Raw genomic sequence first — 17,117 nt, 5'->3', positions numbered from 1 at the left:
AGGACGGGGCTTGCACGCTACGTTTTCTGGGTCGTCCAGCCCGATGCGCACCGCGATGGACAGCCTGCTTCTGCCGATCGGCCCCCCGCGAAACGCGGCGGGCCTTCCCGCGTGCCCCGCGGTTCAGGTGGATGCGGCGCGCACCGGCGGCTTTCACGTGCCCGCCAACGGAATGTCCTCACCCCATGGATCGTCCGGGGGATCATCCCAACCGGCCTGCAGCGCGAAGAGATAGGCCGCGAGCCGCGGTACTGGTGTTTCCAGCAGAATGTGCGAACCGGCCACCTCGACGTCGGCTGGAACATCATGGTTCTCCGCGGGAACGGCAGAGTCGTGAGCGACTTCCCGCGGCTCCGGCAGCCGGCCGTGCCACCGCTGCCGCGCCCCCTGCCGGGTAAGGCCGGTCGCGCGGCCGACAAGCCCCCAGCCCACTCCGATCGCCACCGCGTCGGAAACAGCCTGATCCCGCTGACCCGCCAGCCGTTCCTGCTGGCGGGTCAGTTCGGCCAGGTGGGCCAGAGCCACCGCCTGAGCACTCGCCCCGGGATCCGGCGGCCATGTCCACTGCTCGATGCCCGTCACAGCAGCAAGCCTAACTGTTACGACAACAACCGTTGCGCAACGATCGTTGTCGCCAGTCGAGGCAACCCCGGTCGACAACTTTTCTTGTCGGACGAGCGGGTACGCGGCTTGGGGGCCATCTGGCGACAACCTTCCTTGTCGAAAAGTAGCCAGGCTGCGGCCAAGATGCGAGGAAACTCACCAGAAAGCTTCCAATCGACTACGGAGCGCCACCGCCGGCGGGGGTCGCCATCTCCCTAGGGAAACAGATTTAGCGTACCAACGCTGCTGGGTGGGATACGGTGGGCTTCGCTGCCACCATCGTGGTGTGTCGGTCAGAACGAACAGGCCCAGGGTGGCGGCCGACGTGGTCAGCTACAAGCATCGGAGAGGGACCATGTTGGCGGCGATCGGCCTCACCGGGAACGTCCTGCTGTTCCTGGCAGTCATCTCGGTCTTCCTTGTCTTCCTGGCCTGGGTGCTGGGTAGTGACGCGCGCACGAATCGGCTGACCCGGCTGATGCGGGCGCACCGCGGCGGTGGCCAGCGATGAGCTCGCTCCAGCCCTTCATCACTCGACATGAAGTGGCCAAAGCGGCCGATGTGGAACCCCAGGCGGTGAGCAACTGGGCCCGACGGCACGACGCGACATTCCCGCGGCCCAGCATCCAGGGTGAAACGGAACTCTATCCGGTTGAGGCCGTCGCCACCTGGCTTGACCAGCGAAAGATCCCACGTAACAGACGCGGCCCGTACGAGGATCCCGGTGTCACCTTCGGCCAGCGCTTCCGCCGAAATCTGGGTATGGCCCCGGCACCCACCGACCCACCGGCGCACTCCACCGAGAACACGTGGCAAAAGGATTTCTGGCAGTCACTCGAGTTTCTGTGGGGAACGTCCGGTACGGTCAGATATCTCGACATCATTCTGGTTCTGCTGGCCGTGCGGCGCTTCTCGCCCGCGACCTGGCGCACGCTGCTGGAGCCACCAGCGAGCACCCGCGACCTCAGCAAGGTCCTGGCGGCGAGAAGCCGGGAGAACCCCGGCCGCGCCGGGATGTACGGGCCGGCGATGGTGCTACTCGACAATGATCCAGATCTCGCGGCCACGCTGAAGAAGCTCCTGAGAATCCTGCATCAGGTCACCGCGGCCACCACCGGTGCCGTCCAAGCGCCCGATGCGACTGCGGTGGCCGATTTTCTCCTCGATCGGCTCTCCGGCCTCGACCGGCTTACTCCCGAGGAGTTCTTCACACCGCCTGCGGTGGCGAGCATCGCGATGAAGATCCTCGATCCACGTCCGGGCGAGCGGATTCACGACCCGTGCTGCGGTGCCGGCGAGCTGCTGGTCGCCGCCGCCCGGCACGCCCGGCTCCGCGGCGGCCTGCCGATGCTTCACGGTTTCGCCCGCAGTCGGCGGTCGTGGCAGGTGACCCATCTCCATGCGGCCGTCCACGGGCTGGTCGCGGATCTCGGCCCACAGATGCGCGCGCTGCGCGATCAGCTTGATCTGCCGGACCGCTACGACGTCGTCGTCACGAACCCCCCCTTCAACGAGCCCGTCTGGGCCAGCGGTGAGACCACCGACCACCCGCGGTTCCCGTACGGAGCACCGCCCGCGCACAACGCGAACTTCGCCTGGTTGCAGTCCGCGGTGTCGGCCCTGCGCGCGGGCGGCCGGGCCGCGGTCATCATGCCGAGCAGCGCGGCCACCAGCAGCAGAGGCAGCGAGGAGGAACACGTTCGCGGACGACTCGTCCACGCGGGTGTGCTCGAGTGCGTCGTGGCGCTGCCCGGTGACCTGTTCCGTGGTGCTGCCAGCCCCGAGATCGGTATGTGGATACTGCGCTCACCGGGCAGTGAGACCCCACGCGACGACATGTTGTTCATCGACGGACGTTCCATCGGCACCAAGATCGGAACTGCCGAGCGTTACCTCACCGAGGACGACGCCGACCGGGTGGCCAGCACCTACCATCGCTGGCGCACCTCCGGTTCGCTTCATGCCACGGACGACCGGGACTTCGCGGCGGCCGTCCGGCGGGAACGCGTTGTCCGGCGGCCCGGTATCAGACTCACGCCCGGTTCCTACGTCCACCTGCCGCCGGCTCCCGTCGACCTCGCCCGGACGCGCGCTGACCTGCGGACACTGACCGCCGAACTCGAACACCGCCACGAACAGGCGCTGGCCGCCGACCACGCGGTGAACCGCATCATGACGGAGGTCGCCCGGTGGACAGCCTGATCGGAACCATCCCGGACACCTGGCAGGCAACGAGCCTCGGCGCGGTCTGCCAGGTGCAGGCCGGGCCGTCCAGAGCCGCCTTCGGTACCGCGGGCTCGGCCGACACCGGCCTCTGGATGATCACTCCGACCTGTATTCAGGACGGCCAGCTCCGTGACCACGGACGCATCGCACTCAGCCCCGAGCGAGCGAAGAGCATCTGCAACCACCGTCTGCGGACCGACGACATCGTGCTCACCCGCATTGGCGAGTCGCGTCGCCACGCGCTGGTGGACGCCACGCGCTGCGGCTACTACCTCGGGGGTGCGTGCATCCTGCTGCGGCCCCACCCACCCGGCTGGCCGGACGAGGGGCCCTCCGTGGATGCCAGGTATCTGAATCACTACCTTCGGCTGGCGCGGGTGCAGCACTGGATGGCCGACGAGGTCGGCGGTGTGGCCGTGCCCGTCATGAGTGCGACCAGGCTGCAGACGCTTCCCCTCGTCCTGCCCCCCACATCTGTGCAACAGGACGTCGCGTCGGCGCTGGACGCCTTCGACGCGAAGATCGCCGCACACCAGAGGATTCTCGAGGCCACCGCGGAGCTTCGGGACGCCCTCGCACCCGCGCTGTTCACCGGCGCGATTCCCACCCCGACCACGACAGGACATCCCCCGCGGCCGACCTGATTGGCGGCCGTCGTCGACGGCTGGTTGTCTCGAAAGTGCTATCCGGACATTATTTTTTTCGCTGTCCGGCTTCCGATGGGATTATCGGAACGCCACGGATCGTATTGTTTCGGGAATGTCCGCTCATCCGGCGATGGATCGTCGACTGCTGCTGTCGATGTTGAGCATCGGTGCCGCCCAGGCGCTCATCGGGTGCGCGAGCGGCCACGCGGCCACCAGCGCGACGGCAGCCCTGCCGACCGGTGATCCCCCTGGGCACAGTGGCGGTGCCCGGTCACTGTCCGACAACCCCGCCTCGCCAGCCGGCGTCCACTCCCCGCTACCGCTGACCTCCCCGGACGCGCCGGTCACACCCGTCCCCACACCCTCATCGCGGGGGCTGCCCCCGATCCCGCCGGCGCGTCCGGGCCCGCCGACGACGGTCTTCCAGGCTCCCGGGCCGACCCGACGCATCGCCCTGACCATCGACGACGGTTATGACACGCAGACCGTCGCCGGCTACGTCGAGTTCGCCCAGCGGTCGAGGATCCCGCTCACCTTCTCTCCCAACGGGGCGTACAGCGCTGTCTGGAGCCCACATGCCGATGTGCTGCGGCCGCTGGTCGAATCAGAGCAGATACAGATCGTCAACCACACCTGGTCACACCGAAGCCTGCAAAGCCCCCGGACGGACGCCGACATCCGGGCCGACGTGGAACGCAACGAACAGTGGATTCAGACCACCTTCGGCATTACCGGCCGCCCCTGGTTTCGCCCGCCCTACGGCGCCCACAACGCGCATGTGGACGGCCTTGTCGGTGAACTCGGCTACACCAGGATTCTGCTGTGGAACGGCAGCTTCGGCGACTCCACCCTGATCACCCCCGAGCAGCTGATGTCCCTGGCCTCCCGCTATCTGCAGCCCGGCACGGTCATGCTCGGCCATGCCAACCACGCCACCATCCTCGGTCTGTTCTCGCAGGTGGAGAAGCTGATCGCCGAACGCCGCCTCGAGCCCGTCACCCTCGACACCATGTTCGGCACCTCTCGCTCCGTCGGCTGACCCTCTGACCCTCTGACCCTCTGACCCACCGACCCACGATCCGTCCGGACAAACGGCACCACAGCCACCGCCGGACGAGCCGGCATCACCTCGGCAGTGTCAGGCGGAAGGTCGTGCCGACCCCGGGAGAGCTGGTGGCCTCGATGCGGCCGCCGTGGGCCTGCGCGATCGCGGCGACGATGGACAGGCCCAGGCCGCTTCCGCCGCGGCCGCCCGCCCGGCTGTCCGCGGCTCGGTAGAAGCGGTCGAAGACGTGCTCGACGACGTCCGCCGGCATCCCCGGGCCCTGGTCGACGACCTCGAGCAGCACGACACGGTGTTCCGCGGAACCGATCTGGTGTTCCGCGGAACCGTCCCGTGCGTCCGCGCGGCCGCGCGGGTGTTCCGCGGAACCGTCGCGCGGCGCGAGCGCGGGTGTGCCAGGCCGCGGGGACGGGTGGGGCAGGGCGACGGGGTGCGGGTGGGCGGGATCCGGCTGGGCGGGGTGCAGGTGGATGGTGACGGGAGTGTCGGGTGGGGTGTGGATGCGGGCGTTGGTGAGCAGGTTGCCGACGAGCTGGCGCAGGGCGTCGGTGTCGCCGTGGACGAGGCAGTCCGGCGGGAGCTCGGCGTGGACAGGCCGGTTGGGGGCGGCGGCACGCAGGTCGGCGACGGCGTCGCGGACGACCGCGGCCAGGTCGAACTCGGCCATCGGCAGCGGCCGCTGACCGTCCAGCCCGGCGGGATCCGGACGTCCGCCGGGGTCGTGATGGGCCGGGTCGAGGTGGGCCGGGTCGTGATGGGCCGGGTCGTGATGGGCCAGGTCGAGGTAGGCCAGGTAGAGAAGGTCGTCGACAAGGGTGGCCATCCGGGTCGCTTCGGCCTGGATGCGGCGCAGGGCGGCGTCGGTGTCCTGCGCCGGGACCATCCCGGCGCGCAGCAGGTCGGCGTAGCCGCGGATGGAGGTCAGGGGGGTGCGCAGTTCGTGGGCGGCGTCGGCGGCGAAGCGGCGTTCCTGTTCCTGGGAGGCGACGCGGGCGGCGAAGGCGGCCTGGATCTGGGCGAGCATCGTGTTGAGGGCGGCGGCGAGCTGACCGGTCTCCGAACGGGAGTCGTCGGCGGGAACCCGTCGGTCCAGGTCACCGTCGGCGATCGCGGCGGCCGTGCCGATCATCTGGCGCAGGGGACGCAGGCCCCGGGTCAGCAGCATCCAGGCGAGCCCGGCCAGGACGAGCAGTACCGCGGCCCCGACGGCCAGCTCGATGCGGACCAGCCGGCGGACCGTGTCGGCGACCGGTCGCAACGGCAGGGCGACCAGCACCCGGCTGCCTTCGGCGTAGACGCGGTCGACGGCACGGTAACGGGCACCGTCCGCGGTGACCGTGAACGGATGCGACACGTCCGAGGTGGTGCGCGGGGCGACGCTGGTGAGCCGACCCGCGCGGGCGGCCGCGTCCAGCAGCAGGGTGGACGGCGGGGTGGGGCTGGCGGCTCCGGTGATCCGGCGCACCATGCCGTTGGGTCGGCGGATCTCCAGCAGGTAGTCGCTGGGGCCGTCGACCTGGTCGACCCCGGAACGTTCCAGCAACCGCAGCCGGTTCGTCATGATCGCCGGGGTGGCGCCGCCGAGCTGCTCGACCCGGACGAGCTGGTCGTCCACCCGCGCGAGCAGGTAGGCGCGCAACGCGAAGGCGCTGGCCGTCCCCGCGACAGCGAGCCCGAGCGCGCACAACGCCACCAGACCCGCCATCAGCCGAAGCCGCAGGGTCATCGGATCACCCATCGGGTCATCCGGGTGTCCCCGGCGGCAGCCGCAGCGCGTAGCCGAAGCCGCGCTGGGTGTGCAGGAGCGGGCCACCGTGCTGGCCGAGTTTGCGACGCAGGTAGCTCACGTACTGGTCGACCACCGTGGATTCCCCGACGTAGTCGTAGCTCCACACCGCGTCCAGGATCTGGGTACGCGACAGCACCCGGCCGGGATTGGTCAGGAAGTAGCGCAACAGCGAGAACTCGGTCGGCGACAGTTCGATCGCTACGCCGGCGCGGGTGACCAGGTGTGTGTCGGGGTCCAGCACGACGTCGGCGAAGCGCAGCACCGCCGGCGCGGGCCTGGTGCGACGCAACACGGCCCGGACCCTGGCGACCAGCTCGTCCACGGCGAACGGCTTGGTGACGTAGTCGTCCCCACCATAGGTCAGCCCGGCGATCTTGTCCCGGTGGGAGTCCCGCGCGGTGAGATAGACGACGGGGACGTTCTGCCCGTAGTCGCGCAACTGACGGCAGACCTCGAAGCCGTCCACGTCCGGCAGCATCACGTCGAGGATCACGAGGTCGGGTTCGGCCTCGGCGGCCAGACGCAGGGCGCCGTGTCCGGTGGAGGCGGTCACGACGTCGAAACCGTGGAAGCGCAGCGCCATCCGCAGCAGGTCCACGATGTTCGGCTCGTCATCGACGACGAGAACCCGCGGCGCCCGCTCACCGCCGGTGGGACGGTCGTTGGCCGGTGCAGGCGTCATGCCGGCTCCCTCGAGGTAGGCGCGCCGCTAACGGGCGGTGCGTCCACACCGACCTGCGCGCGCCATCCAGTTCATCGGAACAGCGTGAGAGTTTCATGTGAAGCACCGACCGCACCGACCGCACCGACTGTGCCGACAGTGCCACGGACGTGGCGGAACGGGACAGTGCGGGACGGGAAGGGGTCCGGCGGGGGCCAGGCGCGTTGCGTACGGTGGCCGACTTGATCCGGGGGTACAGTCCGCCAGTCGGGTTTCCACTCCCGGCGGCCATGGTTGACCCGCCTCGAATCTGGAACTGTTTCCTAATGAGATCCCTTACGGACCTGGATCTGCTCCGCGAGTTGGAGCCGGTCGCCGAGGAGAACCTTCGGCGACACCTCGGCATCGCCGTGGAGTGGATGCCCCATGAGTACGTCCCCTGGGGCCTTGCGCGAGACTTCGACGAGCTGCCCTGGGAGCCCGGGCAATCGGTGTTGCCGACGGTGGCCCGGATCTCCTTCGAACTCAACCTGCTCACCGAGGACAACCTGCCCAGCTACCACCGTCTCATCGTGTCCGGCTTCGGCCAGGACAGCGCGTGGGGCACCTGGGCCAACCGATGGACGGCCGAGGAGGGTCGGCACAGCATCGCGATGCGTGACTATCTGATGGTCACCCGCGGTTCGGACCCGCAGGTCGTCGAGCGCGACCGGATGTTCCAGATGTGCAACGGCTACGACCGGCCGAACCTCGGCCCGCTGCGCACGCTGGCCTACGTGTCGTTCCAGGAGCTCGCCACCCGGGTCAGCCATCGCAACACCGGCCGGGTGTGTGCCGAGCCGATCGCCGAGCGGCTGCTCACCCGCGTCGCCGCCGACGAGAACCTGCACATGATCTTCTACCGGAACCTGGTCGCCGCCGCGCTGGAGATCTCACCGTCGGCGACGCTCGCGGCCATCCGCGACGAGCTCATGGGCTTCGAGATGCCCGGTGTCGGGATTCGCGACTTCCGGCGCAAGGCGATCCAGATCGCCCAGGCCGGCATCTACAACCTGCGCATTCACCATGACGACGTGGTCGCCCCGGTCCTGCGGCAGTGGCGACTGGCCGAACTCGAAGGTCTGGACGCCGCCGGCGAGCAGGCCCGCGACGAGATCGTCGCCTTCGTCGCGGCACTGGACGACGCCGCCAGCCGTCAGACGGAGAAGTTCGCCGAGGCCGAGGCCCGCCGGGCCCGCGCCGACGCCCGCCGCACGGAGGCCATGGCCAGCGCCTGACGCTCCTTGGGGAGGATTGGGCGAGTCGTCCAGTCTGTCCGGATGGATCGTGTACGTGCTAGGGTCCGGGCCGTTGACATCAACGGACAGACCTGAACGCACTCGTACGCATCTGTACGCACCGGACGGAACTGGACGGACGGAGCCGCCGTGAGCCTGCCCCGAGGCAGCCACCGGATCACTCTCCCGCAGCTCGGACTCGGCCTGGTGGCCGTCGCCGCCGTGGCGGTCGCTGTCCTGCTCAACACCCCCAACGCGGGCAACCCTGCCGAGGGCGCCAGCGGCGTCGGCACGTCCTCGTCGCTGATCGATCCGGGCGGTGCCTCCGCCTCGCCGGCGGCTCCCGGCCCGTCGGGCGGGAAGGTCGACGGGGTTCCGGCTCCGGCCGCGGCCGTGGTCTCCGGGCCGTCGCCGGTGGGGCCGGGCAAGGTCGCCCAGCGGGTATCCGCCGCCGACGAGCGGCTCCCGTCCGTCCGCCAGCAGGCACCTGTGGCCCCACCCGATCGGGGTGGATCGGGCGTGTCCGGCGCTGGCCCTGGCGGCACGGGTGTGAGCGACGCTGGTGCGGGCGAGACCGGCGCGGGCGGGACCGGCGTGGGCGGGACCGGCGTGGGCGATACTGCTGGCACTGCCAGTGACGGAGCGCCTGACCTGGGCGAGGTCGTGGCCGGTGTGGTCAGCGCGGTCGCCCAGAATCCGCGGACGGCGGCCCCGGCCCCGCTCGGGCCGCCGCGGCCCGCCACGCCCTCGCCACCGCAGCGTCTGGCGGACGTCGAGGTGGACGTGCGCCTGCCCGCCGTCGCGATCGCCCTGCCAAACTGCCTGATCAACTGCTGACGGACCAGGTGACTGGACGGACGGAGTGCTCGTGGGTCTGCATCGACCTGGCTATCGGATTCCCCTCCCGCAGGTGGCCCTCGCCGTCCTGGCCGTCGCGGCGGTGATCGTCGCCCTGATGATCAAGTCGCCGGGTTCCTCCCCGTCCCGCGAGGCCGGTAACACCAGCGCGGACGGCAGGTCCGGCGGCGCGGCCACGACTGACATCGGACCGTCCGGCACCCCCGCCCCTCGCGTCCCGACCGACGGCGGCACCGGCACCGGTCGCGGTGCGACACCCGCACCGCCGGTCGCCACCAAGATCGCCTCATCGGCCTCCGTCGACGCGGCCGCGGGCTCCCCCGACGCGGACCCGGCCGCCGCCAGCGCCGCCCGGTACGACACCGATGCCGACCCGACCGCCGGCGACACGGGCGCCCAGCCCACCCCCCGTGACCGGGTGAACCCGGGCTCGACACCGGCGCCCCGCCGTCCGTCCGGAAGCCGGCCCGGCGAGCTCAACCTCCCCGTCGTCACCATCCCCACCTGCCTGTTCACCTGCTGAAGCCGCGGAGAACGGCCTACGACGCGGTGATCCGCAGCTCGCGGAGGATGGCGTCGACGCCGGACTCGCGGCCGACGACCAGCCAGGGCGAGGCCCAGTTCGCGGCGGCGAGCTCCTCGTAGAGGTGGGCGCAGCGGGCCTGGAGGCCGTCGTCGGACTCGAACGTGTCCCGTAGCCGAGCCGGGTCGGCGGCGGCGCGGGCGGTGGCGTCCGCGCGGGCCTGGGTTGTCGAGACTCGCAGGAGAACCTGAAGGTCGGGAATCGGCAGGCCGAGGGAGCCGAACTCGAGATCGGCGATCCAGGCGGGGAAGTCGGCCCGTTCGGCCGTGGGCAGCCGGGCCGCACCGTAGGCGGCGTTCGACGCGACGTAACGGTCGAGCAGCACGACGTCGGACGCGGCCAGCAGCGCGTCCAGTTCGGGCCGGGACGCGGCACGGTCCAGCGCGAACATCAGCGCCGTCGCCCGCGGCGAGGCCGACACGGCCGCGAGCCCACCCCCACCGGCGAGCATGGTGCGGATGGCCGGGCCGAGGGGTTCGGCGTCGTACCGGGGGTAGGCCAGGGTGGCGACACGGCGGCCGGCGGCGGTGAGGCGGGCGACGAGACGTTCGGTCAGGGTGTTCTTGCCGGCGCCGTCGACACCCTCGATCGTGATGATCATTCCATCACCGGCTGGTTGCGGAAATGCTCGACGACCGCGTCCGACCAGGCCAGCAGCCGCCCGGCGAGGGTCGGGGTGATGCCGGCAAGCTCCGCGGCCGCTCCGATCCGGGCGAAGCGGGCCGGCTGCGGCAGCAGGGCGATCGTTCCGGCCTTGCCCTGGAAGCCGGCCCACAGACCGGTCAGCGCGGCGCCGTCGATGGGTGGCAGTGCGGCCGCCGCCGTCCCCAGGACCGCCCGGGACCACCAGCCTTCGCCTCGGATGACCGCGGAGGCCGCGGGCTCCCCACGCACGACGTCCAGACCACCGGTGACCAGGTTGTTCCCGTTGCGCACCGCGACCAGCGGATGGCGGTACTCCAGCCGGTCCCCCCGCCCGGCGAGGCACGCCGCCAGATACCACAGGGACAGCAGCGCCGGCGGCGTTCCCGACACCAGCATGCGGCCCTCCGCTTCGACCACCGAGCACAACACACGCGTACCCGGCCACTGACTACCCTGCCACTGACTACCCTGCTCGCGCAGGAGCCTAGCGCTGTACGCGACGTGCCGTAGGCGAGGTACGTCCGCAGACGGATGACCTGCCCGTCCGCGAGCCGTTACCGTCGCGGGATGGCGGACGCGGCGAGGCGTACGGCGCGGTGGGCGGCGGAGGTCCTCCGGCTGGTCGTCGCGGCGGCGGTGGTGATCGGCGGTTCGGCGGGCGCGTCGCACGACGTCGAGAGTGGGCGTCAGCTGGACACCGCGGCCTTCGTGCTGCTCGGGTTGCTGACGGGCACGGTGCTGCTGCGTGAACGGTCGCCGTTGATGATGGTGGCGGTGGCCGCTCCGGTGCTCGGGGTCTATCTCGGCGCCGGGTATCCGCATGGGCCGTCGTTCGCGCCGCTGGTGGTGGCGCTGCTGTCGCTGGGTCTGCATCGTGATCACCGGACGGCCTGGTGGGCCGCGGGCGGTGCCGCCGTGCTGGTGCTCGCCGGGACGACGGTGGCCGCCGTCCGCCAGGAGCCGGCGTCCGGGTGGGGATGGTCCGTCCGCGTCCTGGTGGTGATCCTGGTCTGCGGTGTCCCGACTCTGATCGGGATTCTGCTGCGCGGCGGTCGTGGGGCCGCGGCCCGGGCCAAGGAGGAGGCCACGCTGCGCCGGATCGAACAGGAGCGGCTGCGGCTGGCGCGGGAGGTCCATGACGTGGTCGGGCACAGCCTGTCGGTCATCTCGCTGCGCGCCGCCGTCGCCCTGCACGTCCTCGACCGCCGACCCGAGCAGGCCCAGTTGGCGCTCGAGGCGATCCGCCGGACCAGCGTCGACGCCCTCGAGGAGCTGCGTGCCACCCTGACCCTCAGCCGTGCCGGCACCCTCAGCCGAGTCGGCCCTCTCTCCCCCAGCACCGGCCTCAGCCCCGCCATCGCCGCTGCCCCTGCTTCTGCTCCTGCTGCCGCTCCTGCCGCTGCCGCCGGCCCAGGCGGCCCTGGCACGTCCGAGCCCCGTGCGTCCGAGCCCCGTGCGTCCGAGGTGGACGCGCCGGCTCCGCCGTTGACCGGGTTGCGGCGGCTGTCGTCGCTGGTGGACGAGGTGCGGCTGTGTGGGATACCGGTCGACCTGCGCCTGGGCGGGGTGCCGGAACAGCTCGAACACCTGCCGCTGGACGTCGACCTGGCGGCGTTCCGGATCATCCAGGAGTCGCTGACGAACGTGCTGCGACACACCGCACGCGGTACGACCCGGGTCGAGGTGGTCGTGACCCTCACCGAGCAGCGGCTCACCCTCGAGGTCGTGGACCACGTCCTCGACCAGATCCCACCGGTCGTCGACGATATGGCGCCGGTGGGTCACGGACTCACCGGCCTGCGGGAACGCACGGCGGAGCTGGGTGGGACGATGTCCGCCGGACCGGTGGCCGACGGCTGGCGGGTGCACGCCGTCCTGCCGGCCCGCGCTCAGCCGCACTCGGGCGCACCGTCGCTGGCGGCCCCGCAGCCGGGGGCGCGGCCGGTGGAGGCGGCGCCGCGGCGGCGGGGAGTGTCGTGATTCGGGTCGTGATCGCGGACGATCAGCCACTGGTGCGCCTGGGGCTGCGGGTTCTGTTGGAGACCGAGGACGATCTGACGCTGGTCGGCGAGGCCGAGAACGGTCAGGCCGCGGTCGACGTGGTCCGCGCGACCCGGCCGGATGTGGTGCTGCTCGACATCCGGATGCCGGTGCTCGACGGCCTGGCCGCGCTGCGCGCGATCGTCGCCGAGCCGGCGTTGGCGGCGACCAGGGTCATCATCGTCACCACGTTCGAGGTGGACGAGTACGTCTTCGAGGCGCTGCGCTCCGGGGCGTCCGGTTTCCTGCTCAAGGACGCGGAGCCGGCCGATCTGTTGCGCGCGGTTCGGGTGGTCGCGGCGGGCGAGTCGCTGCTGTCCCCGTCGGTGACCCGCCTGGTGATCGACACGTTCGCCCGCCGGCCGACCCTCGATGCCCCTGACCTGCGCAGTCTCACCGAACGCGAACGCGAGGTGATGGGCCTGGTGGGTCGCGGCCTGTCCAACGACGAGATCGCCGCCCGCCTGGTCATCAGCCCGGCGACGGCACGCACCCACGTCAGCCGGGTGATGGTCAAACTGGCCGCCCGCGACCGCGCGCAACTGGCCGTCCTCGCCCACCAGTCCGGCCTCGGCTGAGCGCCACCCCGGCCGAGACGCGCAGCCTGGACTGCGCGCGGTTACGTAGGTGAAGGTCGCTGTCCGTCGGACGACGCACGCGGCCCGCACCGGCACGCTGCTCGACATGACAACAGCGATCGGCCACCCGCCCGGGGCGACCCCGACACCACCAGGCTCCGCCCGATCCGGACCCGGACCCGGACCCGGACCCGCCGCAGGCTCCCCCACCTGGCCGTCCACAGGTGTCCCCAGCGCCATTGACGTGCGGGGGCTGACGAAGCGATACGGCCGACGCACCGCGGTGGACGGGCTGGACATCACGATTCCCACGGGGGTCGTCGCCGGCTTCGTCGGACCGAACGGTGCCGGCAAGACCACCACGCTGCGGATGCTGCTCGGCCTGGTCCGGCCCAGTGGCGGCGACGGGACCGTCCTCGGGCAGCCGCTGCGGGCCCCCGCCGCCTACCTGCCCCGGGTGGGCGCGCTGATCGAGAGCCCGGCGCTGTATCCGGCACTGTCGGGCCGACGTAACCTCACCGCCCTCGCCGTCCTCGCCGGCATCCCCCGCGCCCAGGTGGACGCACGGGTCGAGACGATCCTCGACCAGGTGGGGCTCGCCGGCCGCGGCGGTGACCGCTTCCGCTCCTACTCCCTGGGGATGAAGCAGCGCCTCGCGATCGGCGCCGCCCTGCTCACCGACCCGGACCTGCTCGTCCTGGACGAGCCGACCAACGGTCTGGACCCGATCGGCATCCGCGAGATGCGCACCCTCATCCGCTCGCTGACCGGACGCCCCACCCAGCCCCCCAGGACCGAGACCGACGCCGAGGCCGAGGCCGGTTCCGCTCGACCGCGGGGGCGGACGGTGCTCGTCTCGTCCCATCTGCTGGCCGAGGTGGAGCAGATCTGCGACTGGCTGATCGTCGTGGAGGGCGGCCGGCTCGCCTACCAGGGGCCCACCGACCGGTTGATGGCCAGCCACACCGTCGACGTCGTCCTGCGTCCGGAGCACGACCGCGACATCGCACCCCTGACGGACCTGCTCGCCGGCCTTGGCCTACCGGCCACCCGCGGGGAACGCGACGTCGTCGTCACGGTGGACGCGGGAGACCGCGAGTCCCAGGAGTACGTCCGTGCACTCGCCGAGGTGAACCGGGCAGCGGCGTCCCGCGGCATCACCCTGATCGAGATGTCCCCCCGGCGCGACAGCCTTGAGGACCGCTACCAGGGCCTCGTCACCGCGGCCCGCGCCGACGGCGCGACTCACCCGCCCTCGGCGCACACGTCCACGGCACACACGTCCACGGTTCAGGGGGCTCGGCGATGAACGGTGTTCGATCGACGTGGCGTTCCCTGCGGGCCGAGCTGGTGAAGGTGTGGCGGCCGAGCACGGCGGTGGCGACAGGGCTGCTGGCGGCGCTCAGTGTGCTCTCGACCGTCCTCGTCCTCAGCCTGGCGGACGATCCCGCGCCCGGTGGCGGACCACCGGCGCCTGGCCCCGGCGACGGGGCGGTGGGGTTCGCCGTGACGACCACCCAGCTCACGGCCGCATCCGGGATAGCTCGTGGGTTCGCGGGCGGCAGCACCTTCACCGGGCTGCTGGTCTTCCTGGTGGTCGCCATCGCGATCACCCTCGAATACGGCCAGGGAACGCTGCGCACCCTCTTTCTGCGCGAGCCGCGCCGGCTCGGCTGGCTGGCCGGGCGGATGATCCTCACCCTCGCGCTGGTCGCGGTGGCGCTGGTCGCGGCCCTGGTGCTCAGCGTGGCGGCGGCGGTGGTGACCGCCGGGATCCGCGGCATCGACACGTCCGCCTGGTGGAGCGTGGACGGTGCCCGCGCGCTCGCCACCAGTTACCGCAACGCCCTGCTGGCATCGGCGTTCTTCAGCGTGGTCGGTACCGCGCTCGGCGTGGCGCTGCGGTCCACGGCGGTGACGCTCGCCGCCGGTGTCGCCTGGATGTTCCCCCTCGAGCACATCATCGAGGCGTCGTGGAACGGCGCGAACCGGGTCTTCCCCGGCCTGGTCTTCGACGCTGTCGGCCAGGGCGGCGTCGCCGACGTCAGCTACGGCGGCGCCCTGCTCGTCGGGACGGCCTACGCCCTCGCCGCGGCCGCCCTCGCCGCGCTCACCCTCACCCGCCGAGACGTCACCTCCTGACCCGCGACGTCCCTCCCGATGTGGGGTCCCCTTCCGACACGGGACGTCTCCTCGCGACGCCGACGGCCGCGGGCCGTGCTGGTCCGGCGGCCGGTCGGGTTTGTTAAGGAACCGGGTGTTCACTGAGAAGGTGGCATCCGAGGGCACACCGGTGGGCCGGCGGATCGTACTCGGGATGGTCGCGCTCGGTGCCGCGGGCATCGCTGTCGGCGCACGGGTCGAGCGGGTGCTGGAGCGGGCCATCGACCCGGTACGGCGCAACGATCCGACCGGCCTGTCCGATCTCGTGCCCATCGGCAACTTCCGCTACTACTCGGTCACCTCCAGCGTCCCGCGGCTCGGGCCGGCCGACTACCGGCTGCGCGTGCACGGCCTGGTCGACCGGCCGCGGACGCTGACACTCGCCGACCTCGGCGCGATGCGCCAGACCGCGCTGGTCCGCGACTTCCAGTGCGTCACCGGCTGGCGGGTCGGCAACGTGCACTGGTCCGGGGTGCTGCTGAGCGACCTGCTGGCCACCGTCGGGGTCCGGCCCACCGCGCGGGCGCTGACGTTTCGCTCCTTCGACGGCAGCTACACCGAGAGTCTCACCCTCGACCAGGCCACCCGACCGGACGTCCTGGTCGCCCTGAGGATGCTCGACGGCCCGGTCACCCACGACCATGGCGGACCCGTCCGCCTGTACATCGCGCCGATGTACGGCTACAAGTCGATCAAATGGCTCGGCGAGATCGAGGCCGTCGACCATGTCACCCCCGGCTACTGGGAGCAGCGCGGCTACGACGTCGACGGCTGGATCGGCCGCTCCAACGGTCGCGACGATGACCCCGTCTGAGTTCCCCGTCGTGCCGACGACCCCGGGCGAGCCGGCTGTTCCCTCGGACGCGGGACGCGGCGGCGGGGTGGCGTCCGTGCGGCGGTTCGGGCGAGCGACCCGGCTGGTCCACTGGACGACCGCCGCGGCGATGGGAAGCTGCCTGATCACCGGGGCCGTGCTGCTGCTGCCACCGTTGGCCGAACTCGTGGGCCGGCGGCGGCTGGTCGAGACCATCCACCTGTACTCCGGGCTGGCTCTGCCCATCCCGATGCTCGTCGCGGCAGGCGCCGTGAGCTACCGCCGCGACGTCCGCGCGCTCAACCGTTTCACCACGTCGGACGGAGCCTGGCTGCGGGCCAGGCTGCGGCTCGGGGCCTGGCGACGGGCCCGGGCCCGGGGCGCGACCGCCGGTGGGGTCGGCAAGTTCAACGCCGGCCAGAAGCTCTACGCCGCGTTCGTCGCGGGCGGCATCCTGGTGATGCTCGGCACCGGCGTCCTGATGCAGTGGGGTCCGGACCTGCCCGGCGGTCTACCGGACGCGTGGCGCACCGGCTCGACCTTCGTCCACGACCTGCTGGCCTACGGCCTGTTCTTCGGCGTCGCCGGCCACCTCTGGATGGCCGCACACGACCCGATCGCCCGGGTCGGCATCCGCACCGGCACCGTTCCCGCCTGGTGGGCCGCCCGCGAACACCCCGCCTGGACGACATCCGCCGCCCGCCCCCACCGCACCCTCGACGAGGACACCCTGACCGACGAGGACGACCCGGCCGTCAGGCCCGGTCGTGCGCGATCGCCACGAGGATGACGACCGCGACGACGTAGGTCAGCAGTACCACCACGAACGTGATCAGCGAGACGATGCACCAGCGTCGCGCCCGAGCCGACGCCTGGCGGGCCGCCCGCACATCCCCCAGTTGCAGCCGGTTCTGCGCGATCGACGCGTACACCAGCGCGATGGCCCCGGTGGGCAGGCAGCACAGCAGGGTGGCGACCAGCGACTGCCACAGATAGGTCCGGACCGGTCGCTCCCACTCGACCTCACCCGACGGCCCGACCTCGACGACCGGGGCCCCGGCCTCGCCCACACCGCCGTACTCCACGAACACGTCCTCGTCGGCGGAGATGCCGTGGTCGGCGGAGGTGCCGTGGTCGGCGGAGTCGGCGGGATCAGGCCGGACGGGCATG

General features: G+C 71.5%; 19 protein-coding genes. 13 read left to right on the top strand and 6 right to left on the bottom strand.

Annotated features, from left to right (window positions below):
* Positions 1 to 153 precede the first annotated feature (153 nt).
* Positions 154 to 582: a hypothetical protein gene (locus MXD61_RS15285; protein ID WP_248813870.1), complete on the bottom strand. Its 429-nt coding sequence runs from the start codon at positions 580 to 582 to the stop codon at positions 154 to 156.
* A gap of 376 nt (positions 583 to 958) precedes the next feature.
* Between MXD61_RS15285 and MXD61_RS15280 the strand changes: the two genes are divergently transcribed.
* The 4 genes from MXD61_RS15280 to MXD61_RS15265 all read left to right on the top strand — a co-directional run bounded on the left by MXD61_RS15280 (position 959) and on the right by MXD61_RS15265 (position 4,515).
* The gene (locus MXD61_RS15280; RefSeq protein ID WP_248813869.1) at positions 959 to 1,114 is read left to right on the top strand and encodes a hypothetical protein; all 156 of its coding nucleotides are present in this window, start codon (positions 959 to 961) and stop codon (positions 1,112 to 1,114) included.
* Positions 1,115 to 1,164: 50 nt separating this feature from the next.
* Positions 1,165 to 2,805 (top strand): class I SAM-dependent DNA methyltransferase, encoded by a 1,641-nt coding sequence (locus MXD61_RS27685; protein WP_248813867.1) that lies wholly within the window; start codon positions 1,165 to 1,167, stop codon positions 2,803 to 2,805.
* Positions 2,793 to 3,473: a restriction endonuclease subunit S gene (locus tag MXD61_RS15270; protein WP_248813865.1), complete on the top strand. Its 681-nt coding sequence runs from the start codon at positions 2,793 to 2,795 to the stop codon at positions 3,471 to 3,473. The genes MXD61_RS27685 and MXD61_RS15270 overlap by 13 nt, the downstream gene beginning before the upstream one ends.
* 115 nt (positions 3,474 to 3,588) lie before the next feature.
* Complete coding sequence (locus tag MXD61_RS15265; RefSeq protein WP_248813863.1) at positions 3,589 to 4,515, top strand: polysaccharide deacetylase family protein; 927 nt, start codon at positions 3,589 to 3,591, stop codon at positions 4,513 to 4,515.
* A gap of 85 nt (positions 4,516 to 4,600) precedes the next feature.
* Here MXD61_RS15265 and MXD61_RS15260 read toward each other — a convergent pair whose 3' ends face one another.
* Together MXD61_RS15260 and MXD61_RS15255 are read right to left on the bottom strand one after the other, a co-directional pair.
* Complete coding sequence (locus MXD61_RS15260; RefSeq protein ID WP_248813861.1) at positions 4,601 to 6,265, bottom strand: cell wall metabolism sensor histidine kinase WalK; 1,665 nt, start codon at positions 6,263 to 6,265, stop codon at positions 4,601 to 4,603.
* Positions 6,266 to 6,281: 16 nt separating this feature from the next.
* On the bottom strand, positions 6,282 to 7,010 hold the full coding sequence (locus tag MXD61_RS15255) for a response regulator transcription factor (RefSeq protein ID WP_248813859.1): 729 nt from the start codon (positions 7,008 to 7,010) through the stop codon (positions 6,282 to 6,284).
* Positions 7,011 to 7,315: 305 nt separating this feature from the next.
* Between MXD61_RS15255 and MXD61_RS15250 the strand changes: the two genes are divergently transcribed.
* From MXD61_RS15250 to MXD61_RS15240, 3 genes are all read left to right on the top strand, one after another.
* Positions 7,316 to 8,266 carry an acyl-ACP desaturase gene (locus tag MXD61_RS15250; protein WP_248813857.1) on the top strand — a complete coding sequence of 317 codons (951 nt, stop codon included), beginning with the start codon at positions 7,316 to 7,318 and terminating at the stop codon, positions 8,264 to 8,266.
* Between the two features lie 150 nt (positions 8,267 to 8,416).
* On the top strand, positions 8,417 to 9,103 hold the full coding sequence (locus MXD61_RS15245; protein ID WP_248813856.1) for a hypothetical protein: 687 nt from the start codon (positions 8,417 to 8,419) through the stop codon (positions 9,101 to 9,103).
* Between the two features lie 31 nt (positions 9,104 to 9,134).
* The gene (locus MXD61_RS15240; RefSeq protein ID WP_248813855.1) at positions 9,135 to 9,647 is read left to right on the top strand and encodes a hypothetical protein; all 513 of its coding nucleotides are present in this window, start codon (positions 9,135 to 9,137) and stop codon (positions 9,645 to 9,647) included.
* A gap of 16 nt (positions 9,648 to 9,663) precedes the next feature.
* On the opposite strand, the gene MXD61_RS15235 is transcribed toward MXD61_RS15240, so the two are convergent.
* Both MXD61_RS15235 and MXD61_RS15230 read right to left on the bottom strand, forming a co-directional pair.
* Complete coding sequence (locus tag MXD61_RS15235) at positions 9,664 to 10,308, bottom strand: dTMP kinase (protein WP_163550298.1); 645 nt, start codon at positions 10,306 to 10,308, stop codon at positions 9,664 to 9,666.
* The gene (locus MXD61_RS15230; protein ID WP_163550297.1) at positions 10,305 to 10,748 is read right to left on the bottom strand and encodes a hypothetical protein; all 444 of its coding nucleotides are present in this window, start codon (positions 10,746 to 10,748) and stop codon (positions 10,305 to 10,307) included. Before MXD61_RS15230 ends, MXD61_RS15235 begins: the two co-directional genes overlap by 4 nt.
* 171 nt (positions 10,749 to 10,919) lie before the next feature.
* On the opposite strand from MXD61_RS15230, the gene MXD61_RS15225 reads away from it, so the two are divergent.
* From MXD61_RS15225 to MXD61_RS15200, 6 genes are all read left to right on the top strand, one after another.
* A complete protein-coding gene (locus MXD61_RS15225) occupies positions 10,920 to 12,332 on the top strand; it encodes a histidine kinase (protein WP_248813854.1) in 1,413 nt (470 codons plus the stop codon).
* Entirely contained in the window at positions 12,329 to 12,970 is a 642-nt protein-coding gene (locus MXD61_RS15220; protein WP_248813853.1) for a response regulator transcription factor, read from the top strand. The genes MXD61_RS15225 and MXD61_RS15220 overlap by 4 nt, the downstream gene beginning before the upstream one ends.
* Positions 12,971 to 13,019: 49 nt before the next feature.
* Positions 13,020 to 14,279 (top strand): ABC transporter ATP-binding protein, encoded by a 1,260-nt coding sequence (locus MXD61_RS15215; protein WP_248813852.1) that lies wholly within the window; start codon positions 13,020 to 13,022, stop codon positions 14,277 to 14,279.
* Entirely contained in the window at positions 14,276 to 15,112 is an 837-nt protein-coding gene (locus MXD61_RS15210) for an ABC transporter (protein WP_248813850.1), read from the top strand. The genes MXD61_RS15215 and MXD61_RS15210 overlap by 4 nt, the downstream gene beginning before the upstream one ends.
* Before the next feature lie 175 nt (positions 15,113 to 15,287).
* Positions 15,288 to 15,947, top strand: a complete 660-nt coding sequence (locus tag MXD61_RS15205) for a molybdopterin-dependent oxidoreductase (protein ID WP_248813882.1) — start codon at positions 15,288 to 15,290, stop codon at positions 15,945 to 15,947.
* A complete protein-coding gene (locus MXD61_RS15200) occupies positions 15,934 to 16,737 on the top strand; it encodes a cytochrome b/b6 domain-containing protein (RefSeq protein ID WP_248813848.1) in 804 nt (267 codons plus the stop codon). The genes MXD61_RS15205 and MXD61_RS15200 overlap by 14 nt, the downstream gene beginning before the upstream one ends.
* Here the strand turns inward: MXD61_RS15200 and MXD61_RS15195 are convergent.
* Positions 16,703 to 17,116: a CD225/dispanin family protein gene (locus MXD61_RS15195; RefSeq protein WP_248813846.1), complete on the bottom strand. Its 414-nt coding sequence runs from the start codon at positions 17,114 to 17,116 to the stop codon at positions 16,703 to 16,705. The genes MXD61_RS15200 and MXD61_RS15195 overlap by 35 nt on opposite strands.
* Position 17,117 lies beyond the last annotated feature (1 nt).

This window comes from Frankia sp. AgPm24 (assembly GCF_023243055.1).
Lineage (GTDB): Bacteria > Actinomycetota > Actinomycetes > Frankiales > Frankiaceae > Frankia > Frankia umida.
Note: the sequence above shows the minus strand (reverse complement) of the source record. Positions and strands in the feature narration are given on the sequence as shown.

Bases quoted from the DNA above. Each gene is read 5' to 3' on its own strand.
- MXD61_RS15280 (WP_248813869.1), top strand. From the start codon at position 959: ATGTTGGCGGCGATCGGCCTCACCGGGAACGTCCTGCTGTTCCTGGCA.
- MXD61_RS15265 (WP_248813863.1), top strand. From the start codon at position 3,589: ATGTCCGCTCATCCGGCGATGGATCGTCGACTGCTGCTGTCGATGTTG.
- MXD61_RS15260 (WP_248813861.1), bottom strand. From the start codon at position 6,265: ATGACCCTGCGGCTTCGGCTGATGGCGGGTCTGGTGGCGTTGTGCGCG.
- MXD61_RS15255 (WP_248813859.1), bottom strand. From the start codon at position 7,010: ATGACGCCTGCACCGGCCAACGACCGTCCCACCGGCGGTGAGCGGGCG.
- MXD61_RS15250 (WP_248813857.1), top strand. From the start codon at position 7,316: ATGAGATCCCTTACGGACCTGGATCTGCTCCGCGAGTTGGAGCCGGTC.
- MXD61_RS15235 (WP_163550298.1), bottom strand. From the start codon at position 10,308: ATGATCATCACGATCGAGGGTGTCGACGGCGCCGGCAAGAACACCCTG.
- MXD61_RS15230 (WP_163550297.1), bottom strand. From the start codon at position 10,748: ATGCTGGTGTCGGGAACGCCGCCGGCGCTGCTGTCCCTGTGGTATCTG.
- MXD61_RS15225 (WP_248813854.1), top strand. From the start codon at position 10,920: ATGGCGGACGCGGCGAGGCGTACGGCGCGGTGGGCGGCGGAGGTCCTC.
- MXD61_RS15210 (WP_248813850.1), top strand. From the start codon at position 14,276: ATGAACGGTGTTCGATCGACGTGGCGTTCCCTGCGGGCCGAGCTGGTG.
- MXD61_RS15205 (WP_248813882.1), top strand. From the start codon at position 15,288: ATGGTCGCGCTCGGTGCCGCGGGCATCGCTGTCGGCGCACGGGTCGAG.
- MXD61_RS15200 (WP_248813848.1), top strand. From the start codon at position 15,934: ATGACCCCGTCTGAGTTCCCCGTCGTGCCGACGACCCCGGGCGAGCCG.
- MXD61_RS15195 (WP_248813846.1), bottom strand. From the start codon at position 17,116: ATGCCCGTCCGGCCTGATCCCGCCGACTCCGCCGACCACGGCACCTCC.